Annotated in this window: 8 protein-coding genes; 5 read left to right on the forward strand and 3 right to left on the reverse strand. The window is 67.4% G+C overall.

What is annotated here, in order from left to right; genetic code table 11:
* Nucleotides 1-173: 173 nt before the first annotated feature.
* The 3 genes from ABZS80_RS24530 to ABZS80_RS24540 all read right to left on the reverse strand — a co-directional run bounded on the left by ABZS80_RS24530 (nucleotide 174) and on the right by ABZS80_RS24540 (nucleotide 4,342).
* Complete coding sequence (locus tag ABZS80_RS24530; protein WP_355059338.1) at nucleotides 174-560, reverse strand: hypothetical protein; 387 nt, start codon at nucleotides 558-560, stop codon at nucleotides 174-176.
* On the reverse strand, nucleotides 557-3,016 hold the full coding sequence (locus ABZS80_RS24535) for an AAA family ATPase (protein WP_355059340.1): 2,460 nt from the start codon (nucleotides 3,014-3,016) through the stop codon (nucleotides 557-559). The genes ABZS80_RS24530 and ABZS80_RS24535 overlap by 4 nt, the downstream gene beginning before the upstream one ends.
* A 99-nt stretch (nucleotides 3,017-3,115) precedes the next feature.
* A complete protein-coding gene (locus ABZS80_RS24540) occupies nucleotides 3,116-4,342 on the reverse strand; it encodes a DNA sulfur modification protein DndB (RefSeq protein WP_355059341.1) in 1,227 nt (408 codons plus the stop codon).
* Between the two features lie 202 nt (nucleotides 4,343-4,544).
* Between ABZS80_RS24540 and ABZS80_RS24545 the strand changes: the two genes are divergently transcribed.
* The 5 genes from ABZS80_RS24545 (at nucleotide 4,545) to ABZS80_RS24565 (ending at nucleotide 14,912) form a co-directional block, all read left to right on the forward strand.
* Complete coding sequence (locus tag ABZS80_RS24545; protein ID WP_355059343.1) at nucleotides 4,545-6,674, forward strand: N-6 DNA methylase; 2,130 nt, start codon at nucleotides 4,545-4,547, stop codon at nucleotides 6,672-6,674.
* Nucleotides 6,675-6,750: 76 nt separating this feature from the next.
* A complete protein-coding gene (locus ABZS80_RS24550) occupies nucleotides 6,751-8,739 on the forward strand; it encodes a class I SAM-dependent DNA methyltransferase (RefSeq protein ID WP_355059345.1) in 1,989 nt (662 codons plus the stop codon).
* A complete protein-coding gene (locus ABZS80_RS24555) occupies nucleotides 8,736-10,046 on the forward strand; it encodes a restriction endonuclease subunit S (RefSeq protein WP_355059347.1) in 1,311 nt (436 codons plus the stop codon). Before ABZS80_RS24550 ends, ABZS80_RS24555 begins: the two co-directional genes overlap by 4 nt.
* The gene (locus ABZS80_RS24560; RefSeq protein ID WP_355059348.1) at nucleotides 10,043-13,210 is read left to right on the forward strand and encodes a DEAD/DEAH box helicase family protein; all 3,168 of its coding nucleotides are present in this window, start codon (nucleotides 10,043-10,045) and stop codon (nucleotides 13,208-13,210) included. Before ABZS80_RS24555 ends, ABZS80_RS24560 begins: the two co-directional genes overlap by 4 nt.
* Before the next feature lie 127 nt (nucleotides 13,211-13,337).
* Entirely contained in the window at nucleotides 13,338-14,912 is a 1,575-nt protein-coding gene (locus tag ABZS80_RS24565; RefSeq protein ID WP_355059350.1) for a serine/threonine-protein kinase, read from the forward strand.
* Nucleotides 14,913-15,400 lie beyond the last annotated feature (488 nt).

The raw sequence follows: 15,400 nt of genomic DNA on the forward strand, positions 1-15,400 counted from the left end.
GCAGCCGTAGAGCGACTATGCAAGTGAGCCGTGGTCAGCACAAGACGAGCAGCAGGTCACAGCCCGTGCCCTGCCCGATCGGCCCACCGGTGCCACCAAGATCGTTCGTGCCGTCGCCCCGGTCGGGGGAACGACAAGTCGTTTTCGCTGTGCCAAGGGTTGCCTGCAGCGGCTTAATCAGAGCCGGTGGTGTTATTCGCGGAACTCACGGCATGGAGTTGCGGTAGGAGACAGGTGACGTCCCGGTGCCAGCTCTCAAGTTCCGCCACAGTGGGCGCCAGCTCGTACACGTGGTGGTGCATGGCGCGGGAGAGGCCGTGCCATGCCGTCCTCGCGAGGAGCGCCGTCGAGGCATCGACGAAGGCCGGCAGGGCCAGCAGTTGGTGCCGCATCGGGCATCGGATGACGCTGGGTGCGACCTGGTCCCAATAGATGCGCAATCCCTGTTCGAGTGCGAGGCGGGTGAGGCAGGCGCAGCCGCGCTGCCAGCAGCGGCGCATACTGCGGCTGGGACGGTGCAGCAGGGTGGAGGCTTCGTCGAGGAGCTGCTCGGGGGTCATGGGCGGCGCAGCCTCCCCACCAGGTGCCGTGCTTCCTCGATCAGGACCGCGAGGTCGCTGGTGGCACCGCCGTGCGAGCCGTTGTTCGCCGCCTTGACCACACGAGCGGCGGTGGGACCGAGCTTGCTCAACTCGGCAGGCAGGGCACCGACGCGCTTGCGGTCGCCCACCAGAGCGAGGGCCAGCGTGGGGCGCAGCCCCTCGGTCTCGCTGATGGCGGCTTCCGTGTCGGCGATCGAGGTTCCGGCGCGGAAGCCACGGATCCGGATCCTTTCGTGGCAGGCGTACTCGAGGGCATCGCGGATGAGGTTGCAGACGATGGTGGCCTGCACCGTGGCGGCCATGTTCTCGTCGTGGGTGATGGCCAGGGCGTCGGTGAGGTAGCGCTGTCCGGGATCACCGTCCCGGTCACCGGTGACGGTGACCTGGGAGCGGGCGAGGCGGCTGACGGCGAGGATCCGGGCGTCGAGCTGCAGGTGCCGGACGGCGGCGGGGAGCCGGTCGTCGTGGGTGAAGACGATGACCTGCCGGTGCTTCGCGACCTGGGCGAGGACCTGAGCAAGGCCGTAGACCTTGGCCGGGTCCATGGACTGCACCGGATCGTCGATGACGAGGAACCGGAACGGGCTCTCGGGCATGGTGGCGCGCGGAAGAAACAGCGCCAAGGCGAGGGAGTGCAGTTCCCCCTGACTCATGACGCTGAGGGCCGCTCCGGGTACGCCGTCGACCTCCACGTCGAGGTCGACCCGGCGGGTGGTGCCTGTGCCGGCCAGCTTGATCGCGCCAAGTTGGACGTTGCTGTCCTGCCGCAGGGTGTTCCAGATGGTGGTTGCCTCTGCCGCGACTGGCGCCAGCTTGTCGGCGCGGATCTCGTTGCCGAACTCCAGCAGCTTGGCGATAGCGGTCTTGAGGGCTGCGAACATGGTGGCGGCGTGCCGGCTGGCGTGTTCGGTGTCGATCCAGGTGCGGAGTTGGTCGGCGACCGGCTGCCACGCCTGCCGACGACGCTCCAGGGCGTCCCGGGCGGCGGTTCGCACCGGGCTGAGGGTGTTGACCAGAGTGTCGAAGGCGCCGATTGCGGTTTCGGCGATCGTGGTGGAGTCCGCGGCGGCGAGCAGGTCGTCCCAGCTCTGCCAGGCCGTCCGAGCGTCGCCGGTGTGGACCTGCTCGGAGGAGAGGTCGAGGTTCAGGGCTGCCGGCAGGGCGGGCACCTGTTGGCGCAGGGCGCGCCGCGCCTCGAGTTCGGTGCGGTGGGCGCCGTCGAGCTGCTCGGCACGCTGGGCCAGCCGGTGTAGCTGCGTCTGCGCCTGGGCGGCCCATTCCTCGTCCAGGGTGCGACCCCCGCACACTGGGCAAGGCTGGTCGGGGTGGTTGGTGCGGTGGCGCAGCGCGTCGCGGAGCAGCCCGGCCAGTGCCCTGGCCTCCTCGGCCGGGGTGCCGGCCAGGGCGTCGATCTGGCGCAGCGCGGTGCGGAGCCGGTCGACTGCGGTGCTGAGTTCGGTGTGGCTGGGAAGGTGCAGGACGTCGAGCTGGCGCAGCGGCACGACGGTCGTGTCGTCGGTCGCTTCGCCGCTGGTGGTCAGGGTTTCGAGCTGGTCGAGGTCGGCGAGCCGGCCGGTGAGGGCGTGCTCGGCAAGGCGGGCGCGGGGGTCCGGGTGCTCCGCCAGTGCCGCCTTCAATGGCGGGATGCTTTCGGCGGCCCGCTTGCGCTGCTGGTCCATCTCCCGGCGGGCGGTCTTGAGCATCGTTTCGATCTCGACGAGGCGGCCGAGTCCGAGGATTCGTTGCAGGGAGTCGTGCATCTCGCTGTCCTTGCCACCGAGGAGGCCGCCGAGTTCTGAGTAGGAGAGGAACGGGCGGTAGAGCTCCAGGGACTTGGCCCAGCCGAGGTCGGCGACGCTCTGGCGGCGCTGGCCGGTGGCCTGGAGGAAGGTGGTGCACTCGGTGAGGTTCGCGTCGCTGGCCCAGTGGCATTCGACCGTGGCCCCGTCGCGGTGGCCTTCGACCCCCAAGCGGACGCGGATACGCGGGTCGGTGCTGGCGTGCAGGTTGCGCCAGCCCTTCTGCCAGACAGCGGTTCGGCCGGCCCAGCGCTTGTTGTTGCCGGTGAGGGCGAACTCCGCGGCTTCGGCGAAGCTGGACTTGCCGGAGCCGTTGCGGCCGGTGACGATTGTCAGCCCCGGCCCGGGGATGAGGTTGAGGGTGGCGGTGGGGCCGATGCCGCGGAAGCCGGTCACCTCAATGCTGGCGAGATAGGTGCCGATCGGCTCGGACGCCGCCTCGTCTGCGGCGGGTGTTTCGGGCCGCTGCGGCGCCGTTCCGCCGAGTACGGCAGCGAGGTCCTCGTCGCCGAGCAGGGCGGCGATGATGAGGTCCTCGGCGGTCTCGGGCAGGTTGGCGTGGTCGAGGTGGTCGAGGATGAGCTGGTCGACGGTGCCGGTCTGGTCGTCTGTCACGTCGTTCCTCCTCACGGGGGATGAGGGGACGGGTGGCCGCGCCACCAGCGGGTGGCTGGTGGCGCGACGCACGGCGTCTCGGGGGTGGCGCGGGGCAGGTTACTGACCGCGGATCTTGCGGCCGCTCTCGGTGTCGGGGTAGAGAACGGCGTCGGCGACCCGGCCGCCGGAGTCCTTGGCGCCGCCGCCGAAGTTCAGGACGCCAGCAGCGTTGGCGCTGGCGGCGATGCCGTCCCAGTAGCGGGCTTCCCGCTCCCAGCGGATACCGGAGAGCAGGTTCAGCAGCTCGGTGTCGGTGAGCGGGATGCCGGCGGTGGCCCAGTCGGTGGCCTGGTGAGCGGCGATGCCGATGCCGGCCAAAACGGCCGGCGCGGAGGCCGCGGACCGGGCAGCGAGCTGCGGGTAGAGGTGGGTGAGCAGAGCCGACAGCAGCGGCACGACGCGGCGCTCGATCTGCTCGGCGGTCGCTCCGGTGGGGAGGTCCGTCGGGCGGATGGTGGTCGAGGACAGGCCCAGCCCGGCCCGGCCGTAGATCGTGGTGATGACGAGGACCCGCAGCGCGGAGAGGGTGATCAGCTCGGGGTCGGTCTTGGTGAGCTGCCGCTTGCGGGACTGGACGAGCTTGCTGAAGGGGATCATCTTGCCGTCGTGTTCGACCTTGACGGCCTCGGCGATGCGGTGCGCGAGCTGGGTGCCGAAGTCCCGCTGGTCCATGGACATGGCCAGGTTCTTGGCCACCGGGACGCCTTCGACATTGCGGTCGTAGAAAATCTGCCGGGCGTCCTCGACGTTGAGCCCCCAGTAGAGCTCGAAGGGCAGCCGGACGGCACCGAGGGCCTCGTAGGTGATGCCGTACTGCTCGGGGTCGTCGTAGAGCTCGTGCAGGGCCGTCACCTGGGTCTCGCCGTCGATCGCAACTACCGGGGAGCCAGCGAGGAGGGTGATCTTCCGGATGCCGCTGCCAGGGATGAGCTCGTCGCTGACCGCGCCGGGCTCGCCGGCGAGCCAGAGAGTGATCGGCGGGGTGGACCAGCCGGAGCCGAAGTCGCCGTTGATGCCGGAGGCGATGTAGCGGGCGTAGCCGGCGACGTTGCGGCCCTTCTGGGTCGACTTGAGGGTGCGCTGGACCAGGGAGCGGATCTCGGCGTGCCGGCGCATCGCACCGGGCGAGAACTTCATCGCCCGCTTGTCCTCCTCCAGCTTCGGCGAGGGGACGAGCTGCAGGAGCGCAGGCAGCCCGATCGTGCCGATCACCGCATCGGTGCGGAAGGGGGTGACGGTCAGCTGGATGCCCTCGACGGGCGCGGTGGGCATGGTGATGGACACGAAGAGGCCCTCCTGAAGGGGTGGAACGCCCACACGCTGGAGACGTAGGCAGGGGGATCGACAGCCGCCGGACAAGCTCGGCTCGCTGAAAACGAGAGTAGCACACTCACGAGTGAAAGCGATGTCAACGCGTTTAAACGGCTCGAGCATCGTGTACAGTGAGCGGCGAGCAGGACCATGCGCCAACCGACAGGAACAAGCCATGCCGCAACCCGCCCAGCTGACCGCCGCCGAGATCTCCCGGCTGGCCGGCGTCACGCGCGCCACGGTGAGCAACTGGCGCCGGCGTCACCCGGACTTCCCAACCCCGACAGGTGGGACGGAGGCCAGCCCGGCGTACGACCTGGACGCCGTCCGGGCTTGGCTCGCCGCGCGCGGACAGTTGCCTGTCAGTTCTCCCGCAGACGATTTGCGCACCGCCCTGCGCGCCAGCGCATCCGACCTCGCCCACCGAAGCAGACTGCTCCCGCTCATTGTCGCGGCGAGTCGCATTGCCGACGCCGAGGTGGGCAAGGCTGTCGGGCTTCCCGATGACCGGCTGTCCGAATGGGCGCAGCAGACGACCGGGTCGAAGGCCGACGACATCCCGGGCACCGATGACCTGGCCTATCAACCCGAAGATGCCGAACTGCTTCGCACGCTGTTGCGCTGCGTCGCCGAAGAAGGCGCGGCGCGGACGCTGGAGGTGTTCGCCGAGGGCGATGTCAACGACACCAAGGCCGGTGGCGCCTATCGAACGCCGACGCCAATAGCTGATCTGATGGCCGATCTCCTCGGTGGCCCCGGCGAGCCGTACCCGGACAAGGTCTTCGACCCCGCGTGTGGTGCTGGCGGACTGCTTCTGGCCGCCGCGGGCCGCGGGGCCCGGGAGCTGTACGGCCAGGACATCGTGCCTTTGGTGGCCGCCCAAGCCGCCGCTCGCCTCGCCGTAGAGACCGAGGGAACAAAGCCGCAGATTCAGGTCGGCGACAGCATACGTATCGACGCGTTCCCGGCGCTGGCCGCCGACGCCGTGCTCTGCGCACCGCCCTACGGCCACCGCGACTGGGGCCACGAGGACCTAGCGTACGACCCGCGATGGGTGTTCGGCCTGCCACCGAAGGGTGAGTCGGAACTCGCGTGGCTGCAGCACTGTCTCGCCCACCTGGCCCCAGGTGGCAGAGCTGTTCTGCTCATGCCGCCTGGTTCCGCCTTTCGGCCCTCAGGGCGGCGAATCAGAGCCGAGATGGTCCGCAGCGGAGCGCTACGAGCCGTCATCGCTCTACCCGTCGGTGTCGCTCAGCCGCTGCACATCGGCCTGCAGCTGTGGCTGCTTGAACGGCCGCACCCGCAGGCGACCCTGCCGTCGACGGTTCTCTTGGTGGACGCCGCCGCCATCGACGCTCTCGGGACCGAGGAAAGCTCGGGTAGGCGCCCGCCGTCGGACTGGTCTGCGCTTCACGGCGCAGTGCTCGATGCCTGGAAAGACTTCGACCGGCACCCCGACAACTTCGAACCAATCCCCAGCACAGCGCGGGCCGTCCCAGTCATTGACCTGCTCGACGAGTCGGTCGACCTCAGCCCCGCCCGCCACATCCGGGCCGCCCCGGTTCCCGCCAAGCCCGACGAACTCGCCGAGATGACATACGAGCTACGAAGCCGGCTACGCCGGGCCGCCACCGGGCTGATGACCCTCAGCGGCGGCCAAGCCTGGCCCCCGGCCGGTGCCACTTCCCTGTCCTGGCGGACCGCCAGTGTCGCTGACCTCCTGCGGGGCGACGCCCTCACGCTCCTCCGCCCTCCAGGCGCGATCCGCAGCTCCACCCCCGCCATGCAGGACGCCGACGCGCCTCGGACGCTCACCGCCCGGGACGTGGTGTCGCGCCGGCCGGCCTCCGGCGCCCCCGCCGAGGAGGAACCTTCGGATGAGGACATCACCATCCAGTCGGGGGACGTCATCCTCCCCGAGATGCTCCACGAAGGCGTCGGCACCGCCCGCGTCGCCGACGCGCGGGACGTCGGCCATCTCCTCGGCCGGCACCTCTACCTGTTGCGCCCCGACCCCGCCCGCATCGACCCGTGGTTCCTTGCCGGATTCCTGGCCGCCGAGGACAACCTCAGCGCCGCCTCGTCCGGCACCACCGTGGTCCGGGTCGACCCTCGACGCCTGCGGATCCCCCTGCTCCCGCTCGCCGAACAGCAGCGGTACGGCAAGGCGTTCCGCCAACTCCACGCGCTCCGACTCGCGGCGGACATCGCAAACCGCCTCGCCGACGAGGCAGCCCGCACCCTGGCCGCCGGCCTCACCGGCGGTGCACTCCTCCCACCAGACACTGCCCCACCCTCAACCTGACGCCGGCCGACGGGCCTGGACGAGCACCACTTACCCCCACCCGTCCTTGCCGGGACGGCACAGCGGAAGGAACCCTTTGAACACCAGTAAGCACACCGAACTGGCGAACCACGCTTGGTCGGTCGCCGACCTCCTCCGTGGCGACTATCGACAGTCCGACTACGGCAAGGTGATCCTGCCATTCACCGTGCTGCGCCGCCTCGAGTGCGTGCTCGCGCCGACCAAGGACAAGGTCCTGGAGACGCACGAGAAGTTCAAGGACAAGGACATCGACGTCTCGAAGTTCCTGCGGAAGGCGTCGGGGCACAGCTTCTACAACGTCAGCGGATACTCGCTGAAGGCGATCGCCAACGACCCCGCATACGCGGCGAAGAACCTGCTCGCCTACATCGGCGCGTTCTCCGAGAACGCGCAAGAGGTGATGGACAGGTACGACTTCGCCGCCCAGGTCAAGCGCCTCGACAACGCCAACCTGCTCTACCAGGTGGTTGGGCGCTTCGCCGACCTGGACCTGCGGCCGGACGTCGTCTCCAACCACCAGATGGGCTACATCTTCGAGGAGCTGATCCGCCGCTTCTCGGAGCAGTCAAACGAGACGGCCGGTGAGCACTTCACCCCGCGCGAGGTCATCGAGCTGATGGTGAACCTGCTGCTGGCCCCGGACGACGACGCGCTCACCGTTCCCGGTGTGGTGCGCACCGTTCTCGACCCGGCCTGCGGCACCGGTGGCATGCTGAGTGCGGCTGAGGAGCACATCACCCAGCACAATCCAAATGCCACGGTGCAGGTCTTCGGTCAGGAGCTGAACCCGGAGTCCTGGGCGATCTGCCGATCCGACATGATGATCAAGGGTCAGGACCCGGAGAACATCAAGTTCGGCAACTCGTTCAGCGACGACGGCCACCGCGGCGGCCAGTTCGACTACCTGCTCGCCAACCCGCCGTTCGGTGTGGAGTGGAAGAAGGTCAAGGACGAGATCGAGCGGGAGTACGAGGCCCTCGGTTTCAGCGGCCGGTTCGGCGCCGGCCTGCCGCGGATCAACGACGGCTCGCTGCTCTTCCTCCAGCACATGCTGTCGAAGATGAAGCCGGTCGTTGACGGCAAGGGCGGTAGCCGGGTGGCGATCGTCTTCAACGGCTCCCCGCTCTTCAGCGGAGCAGCCGAGTCCGGCGAGTCCCGAATCCGGCAGTGGATCATCGAGAATGACTGGCTGGAGGGGATCGTGGCCCTGCCGGACCAGCTCTTCTACAACACCGGCATCTCGACGTACTTCTGGATCCTGACCAACCGGAAGTCGAAGGACCACCAGGGCAAGGTCATCCTGCTGGACGCGCGGGAGCACTTCGCCAGGATGCGTAAGTCGCTCGGCGACAAGCGCAAGTACCTGACGAACGACCAGATCGCCGAAATTACCCGGCTCTACGGGCAGGCGCTGCACGCCGCACAGGACCCGGAGCACCCGCAGCACGGCAAGGTGAAGGTCTTCGACAACGACGACTTCGGCTACCACCGCATCGCTGTCGAACGGCCGCTCAAGCTTCGCTTCGAGATCACCGACGAGACCCTGGCCCAGGTCCGCGAGTCGAAGCCGATTCAGAAGGCGCTGGACGTCGAGGCGTTCACGGCGGCGTTGAAGCCGCTGCTCGGTCAGGTCTGGACAACGAAGCGGGCGGCGTGGGATGCGGTTCGCTCGGCGATGGCTGAGGCCGGCGTGCTCTGGCCGTCGGGTGCGCCGTTCCAGAAGGCGCTACGCGACGCCATCGGCGTGCGGGATCCGGAGGGCGAGGCGCAGCTTATCAAGGGCGCCCCCGAGCCGGACGCCGACCTGCGCGACTTCGAGAACGTGCCGCTGAACGAGGACGTAGACGAGTACCTGCGCCGGGAGGTGCTGACGCACGTCCCCGACGCCTGGATCGACGACAGCAAGACGAAGATCGGCTACGAGATCCCCTTCACCCGCCACTTCTACGTCTACAAGCCACCGCGACCGCTCGCCGAGATCGACGCCGAACTGAAGGCGCTGGAAGCCGAAATCCAGTCGCTCCTCAGTGAGGTGACTGAGTGAGCCAGATCCTCGGAGCGTCTCTGCCGGAACACTGGGCCGTTTCGCCGTTGAAGCGAGTGACGGTCATGCTGAACCGCGGCTCGGCCCCTAACTACGTTGATATCGGGCCCGTTCGTGCTCTCAGTCAAGCCGCGAACCAAGACGGTGGTATTGACTGGTCAAGGACCAGGTTCCATGACTACAGCGGCGACCCCACAAAGCTCAAGGGCTATCTCAAGCCTGAAGACATCATTGTCAACTCGACAGGTACGGGAACGCTGGGACGAGTCGGGTTCTTCAACGTGGCCCCAGACGAGATGCCGTGCATGGCCGACAGTCACGTGACAATCAGCCGCTTCGCGCCCGACGTTGTACATCCGCGATTCGGCTACTACTGGATGCGATCGGAGCCTTTCCAGCGCTACGTCTATGCAGCTCTGGTGGTAGGTGCAACCAACCAGATCGAGCTCAATGGCGACCGACTGGCAGGTGCGCCGATTCCTGTACCGCCGTTGGAGGAGCAGATCCGCGTCGCCGACTTCCTCGACAACGAGACAGCCCGCATGGATCGACTTAGCGGCCGCCTAAATCAGTTCGACCGAGACGTTCAAGAGCGGGAGCGAGCCATCCTGGGAACGCTTCTCAATGGCCAGAGCGCTCGTGTAGGCGAGTCCCTGCCGGACGGTTGGCGCTGGACTCCGTTGATGCACCTGACCGATCAGCTTCGCCAGATCATGTACGGCATCGTGCTACCCGGCCCGAATGTAGATGATGGCGTGCCGATCGTAAAGGGTGGGGATGTGGCCGCAAATCGCCTTTCCCTAGCCAGCTTGAACAAAACCACGAGGGAAATCGAGGCGGGTTACGCTCGGTCACGCCTCAAAGGAGGAGACCTCGTCATCGCGATCCGGGGCAGCGTGGGTGAGGTGGCAGTCGTTCCAGACGAGTTGACCGGCGCGAACTTAACTCAGGACGCGGCAAGGATATCTATCGGCTCCCGCGTAAGCCCGACCTGGCTCCGCCTCATCCTTGAGTCCCCGGCCGTCGTCTACCAGATCCAACAGAGAGTGACAGGCGCCACGATCAAGGGCATCAACATTTGGGACCTGAAGCGGGTGCTGATTCCAACGCCTGAGCCAGCTCAGCAGACTACGCTTGCTGCCGAAGCTTCGAGAGTGCTCGACAAACACGAGGCTCTTCGGACACGGGTTGCAAGACATCGGAAGCTCATTGCCGAACGACGGCAAGGGCTAATCACGGCCGCCGTCACTGGCCAGTTCGACGTTTCGGCCGCCAGTGGCCGAGTAACCGAAGAGGGGCTGCGATGATCCATCACGAGTCGGCTTTCGGAGACGCCATCGTTGCCTCGCTCCTCGACAACGGCTGGGAGCTGGGCAGCAACTCCGACTACCGACCCGACCTCGGCCTGGACACGGCGCAGCTCTTCACCTTCATCAGTGCTACCCAACAGACCGAGTGGGACCAGCTGGTCACCTATTACGGCGACGACCAGGGCGCCGCGCGGGCCGGCTTCGCGAAGCAGCTCGACAAGGCGATCGCGAATGACGGGCTGCTGGAGGTACTCCGGAAGGGCGTCAAGGACCACAGCGTTCGCATCCGGGTGGCGTACTTCAAGCCGTCGCTTGTGGAGTCGGACAGCATCCTCGACGACTACCGGGCAAACCGGCTCACGGTCGTCAAGGAGCTGGCGTACGCCACCAAGCAGTCCGACCAGGGCAACCGGCTCGACCTGGCGCTCTTCCTCAACGGCATCCCCGTCGCCACCGCCGAGCTGAAGAATCCGCTCACCGGGCAGGGCGTCGAGCAGGCCAAGGAGCAGTACCGCATCGACCGCGACCCGACTGAGCTGATCTTTTCCCGGCGGGTCGTCGCCAACTTCGCCGTCGACCCGGATCTGGTCTTCGTCACCACCCAGCTTCGCGGCAAGTCGACCCGCTTCCTGCCGTTCAACACCGGCTCCGACGGTCCCGGCAGGCCCGGCGGCCAGGGCAACCCGCTCCCAACTCTCTCGGGCAAGTACGCCACCTCCTACCTGTGGGAGGAGATCTGGCAGCGGGACAACTGGCTCGACCTGCTGGAGCGTTTCGTCCACCTCGCCAAGGAGAAGGGCGCGGATGGGCGTACCCGCAAGACCGTGATCTTCCCGCGGTACCACCAGTGGCACGCAGTGAAGCGGTTGACCGCCCACGCCGCCCGGCACGGCGCCGGCCACAACTACCTGGTGATGGCCTCGGCCGGCTCTGGCAAGTCCAACACCATCGCCTGGCTCGCCCACCGGCTCTCATCCCTGCACACCCATACGAAGGTCCCCGACCTCAATCCGGACGCCGTGGCCGCCGGACTCAAGCCCGGCTCCCCCGTTTTCGACAAGGTCGTCATCATCACCGACCGGCGCAATTTGGACGCCCAGCTGCGCGAGACCGTCGGCAGCTTCGAGCAGACCGCCGGGCTGGTCGTGAAGATCGACGAGAAGCAGGGCGCGAAGTCCGAACAGCTCGCCGGGGCGCTCTCGCGGGAGACCGGCAAGATCGTCACGGTCACCCTGCATACCTTCCCGGCCCTGGTCGACTACCTCCAGCGCAACCCCACCGAGATCCAGGGCAGCCGTTTCGCCATCATCGTCGATGAGGCGCACTCCTCCCAGTCCGGCGACGCCGCCACCTCCGTACGGAAGGTGCTGCGGGACCTGGGGCTGGACTCCGACTCCGACGACGCCGGCGCCACCACCGCCCACGCAGAACCCGACACAGAGGCGAAGCTCACCGCCAACGCCAGGAAGCGTCAGCGGGCGGCGAACCTCTCCTACTTCGCCTTCACCGCCACCCCGAAGGCCAAAACGCTGGAGCTCTTCGGCACTCGCGGTGAGGACGGCAAGTACCACCCGTTCCACACCTACTCGATGCGGCAGGCCATCGACGAAGGGTTCATCCTCGACCCGCTGCGAAACTACGTCACCTACGAGACGTACTGGAAGCTGGTCAACCAGAACCCCGACGAGCGGGAGGTCGACCCGGGCAAGGCCAACACACTTCTCGCCCGGTACGCGGTGACCCACGACTCCACCGTCGCCCAGCACGCGCAGATCATCGTCGAGCACTTCCGCACCCACACCCTCGGCCGGCTCGGCGGCCGGGCCAAGGCGATGGTCGTCACCGCGTCCCGGCACAGCGCCGTGCAGATGGCCCGCGCCATCAAGCGCTACATCGGCGACCGGGACTACTCAGACCCCGGCGTGCTGGTCGCCTTCTCGGACAGCCTCACCTATGAGGGCGAGGAGACCACCGAGGTCAAGGAGAACGGTGGCCTGTCGGAGAGCGCCCTGCCGAAGGAGTTCGCCTACACCCGCGCCGATGACAAGACCGGTCAGGCCGGCAGCAAACCCGAGTACCGGATCCTGGTCGTCGCCGAGAAGTACCAGACCGGCTTTGACCAGCCGCTGCTCACCACCATGTACGTCGTCAAGAAGCTGCGCGGCATCGCCGCCGTGCAGACCCTCTCCCGGCTCAACCGCACCGCCGAGCGCAAGAGCCAGGCCGACCTAGCGGTGCTGGACTTCGTCAACGAGGCCGAGGAGATCAAGGAGTCGTTCCGGCCGTACTACGAGGATGCCGAGACACTGCCGACCGACCCCAACCTGCTCTACACCGCGCAGAGCAAGGTGATGCAGGCGGCGTTGCTCGTCGAGTCGGAAATGCAGGAGTTCGTCGAGGCCTACCTGGCAGCCGAGGAGCAGGCCGCCGGGAACACGGCCAAGTGGGAGAAGCTGCACGCCGAGCTCTACCGGCACATGGGGCTGGCGGTGGAGCGCTTCACGAGGCTGGTGGACAGCGACGACGAGGAGGACCACGCGACAGCTGAGGCGTTCCGGTCCAACCTCAACGACTATATCCGCAAATACAGTTTTCTGTCGCAAATCGTCCCCTACGCCGACGCCGAACTGGAACGGCTTTACCTCTACGGCCGGCACCTGCTCAACCGGCTGCCCCGTCGTGATGACGGCGGCGTGGACATCGGCGAGGTCGACCTGAGCCACCTGCGAGTGGAAAGGACCGGCGAGCACGACGTCAGCCTCGCCACAGAGGGCACCGCCGAGCTGCCCGGCTTCGGCGACGGGTCCGGCGGCGCCAAGGACGCGGAAAAGTCGCTGCTGTCGGAGCTGATCGAGAAGTTCAACGACAAGTACGGCACCGACTTCACCGACCAGGACGTCATCAAGCCCTTCGAGGAGGCGCTGGCCGACCCGAAGGTGCGTCTTGCCGCGGTCGCCAACGACGAGGACGGCTTCGGGCACGTCTTCGAGCCGGTCTTCGAGGAGAAGATGATGGACCACTTCGACACCGTCGCGGACCTCGGCAACAGGTACTTCAGCAACAGCGAGCCGGACTTCCGCAGCTCCCTCAACCGCAGTGCCCGTAGCGCCGCCTGGCGGATGATCCGTCAGCAGGAAGGCGTGGTCGACGACGCAGCATGAAGCTTGCCACTTACCGGAGCCGCCGGGTCTTCGTCCACCTAGGGTGACCCGGCGGCTCTGGACTGTTGACTTGCAAGCGGGAAAACTGTCAACGCAATAGTGCTGAGCGAGGTGCTTGGGGGTAGCAGTGCGGCCAGAGCCGATCGCCGACCGGTACGAGCTGGTCGAGCAGATCAGCTCCGGCGGCATGGGGCAGGTCTGGCGGGGCTACGACGGGGTTCTCGACCGGGAAATCGCCGTCAAGTTGATCCGTACCGATGTCATCTCCTCCGCCGAGGAAGCCGAGGAGTTCGCCAAGCGCTTCCGCCGCGAGGCACGCATCACCGCCCGCATCCAACACCACGGCGTCCCGCAGGTCTACGACGCGGTGCTCGACCAGTCGTACGACCGGGTCTACCTGGTCATGGAGTACGTGCGCGGCACATCCCTGCGGGCCTACATCAAGCCGGCTCAGCCGCTCCCGGTCTCCTGGGCTGCCGCGGTCGCCGCCCAGATCTGCACGGTGCTCTCCCACGCCCATGCCATCCCCGTGGTGCACCGCGACCTCAAGCCCGACAACGTGCTGGTCACCGATGCCGGGGCCGTCAAGGTTCTCGACTTCGGCATCGCCGCCATCCTGCGCACCGACATCACCCGCCTCACCGCGACCGGCCAGGCGCTCGGCACCCACCGGTACATGCCGCCCGAGCAGATCCAGGGCGCCCAGATCACCCCCCAGAGCGACCTGTACGCGCTCGGGTGCCTGCTGCACGAACTGCTCGTCGGCATGCCCTTGTTCCAGGGCGGCAACGAATTCGAGCTCATGAAGCAGCACGTCTACGACGCACCTATGCCCCTGCGCAAGCTGCGCCCCGACGTACCGGAGTCCGTGGAACAGCTGGTACTGGAACTGGCGGCCAAGAGCGCCGAACAGCGGCCCAGGGATGCGTACGACGTCTACGAACGGCTGCTGCCCTATCTTCCACCGCCAGGTGCCGCATCGCCGCCGGCGGAGCAGCTGCCCGCGGGCATCCCGGACCCGACGCTTCTGTACCGCCGCCCCAACTCACCCCGGCCGCGGACGGCCCTGTCGCCCCGGGTCGCCCACGGCGCAGGCACTCCCTCCCAAGCGCCGGACGCCGTCCCCGCCACGGCACTGGGCCACGCGATCAACGACGCAGTAGCGCACTCGAACGACCTGCTCGCCGACGAACGCTACGCCCAGGCCGCCGAGGCCCTGCAGCACGTCATCGAACCTGCCGCCGCAGCACTCGGATTGGAGAACCCCCGCGTCCTTCAGCTTCGTCAGCGCCGGGCGGCGATCCTCGTCATCGGTGGAGACTTCCGTGAGGCGCTGCCGGAGTTCGACTCGCTCGCCGCGGCGTTCGCACGTACTGAGGGTCCGAACAGCGACGACGCGATGGCATGCCTACGGCAGGCAGCACACTGCCGGGCGGGGCTTGGTCAGGCCACCACGGCGCTGCGTCAGTTCCGGCAGGTTCTTGCACATGTACGGGCAGTCGAGGGCGATGCCTCAACCACGGCCCTGGAACTACGCCGCGACATTGGCATGCTCCTGCTCGGCGAACGCAACGTCGACCAGGCCAACGAGGTGCTTCTTCCGCTGTACGAGGACCTCTGCCTGGTGTACGGGCCGGACCATGAGGAGAGCCGAGAGATCGGCGACATCCTGACCCGCCTCAAGCTCGCCGGCAAAGGATGACCACCGCTCTGCCTGGTCACCGCGTAGAGCAGCGCAAGGCTCGGACCCACGCCGCATGCGGGCAGCACGACAATGCTGCTTGATCGTGGTCTCCCACATTCACGCCTGGAACCCGCTCGCCACCACGGGTGCGGTGGACCCCGGTGGGCGTGGCGTTGGCAACCGTTGCCACACCGACCAGCAGGCGGCGCGTGTCATGTGAGCGGGCCGAACCTGCTCCCCCATGGGCTCTTTTCGTGTAGAACGCCGTCACGGCGGTACTTGTGGGCAGCCGGTCGCATGTGGAACGGCGGACCTCGCGCTTTTCCGCCGGCCCACGCTAAGTTGCAGCGGTCCGATATCACGCTGCAGTTCAGAGATCCGGGTGTCGTCGGCACGGAGACGCGTCGGCGCGCAGTGAGTCGCTAGGGCGGACCTCTCCGGGTACCTCGCGTCGTGCGAGCCAGAGTTCGGCAAGCTTGGCGAGGTCCTCGTCGAATTCCTGGCCG

The sequence above is a fragment of the Micromonospora sp. NPDC005305 genome (assembly GCF_040607315.1).
GTDB lineage: Bacteria > Actinomycetota > Actinomycetes > Mycobacteriales > Micromonosporaceae > Micromonospora.

Coding starts and splice junctions, on each gene's coding strand:
- ABZS80_RS24530 (WP_355059338.1), bottom strand. CDS start 560: ATGACCCCCGAGCAGCTCCTCGACGAAGCCTCCACCCTGCTGCACCGT.
- ABZS80_RS24545 (WP_355059343.1), top strand. CDS start 4,545: ATGCCGCAACCCGCCCAGCTGACCGCCGCCGAGATCTCCCGGCTGGCC.
- ABZS80_RS24560 (WP_355059348.1), top strand. CDS start 10,043: ATGATCCATCACGAGTCGGCTTTCGGAGACGCCATCGTTGCCTCGCTC.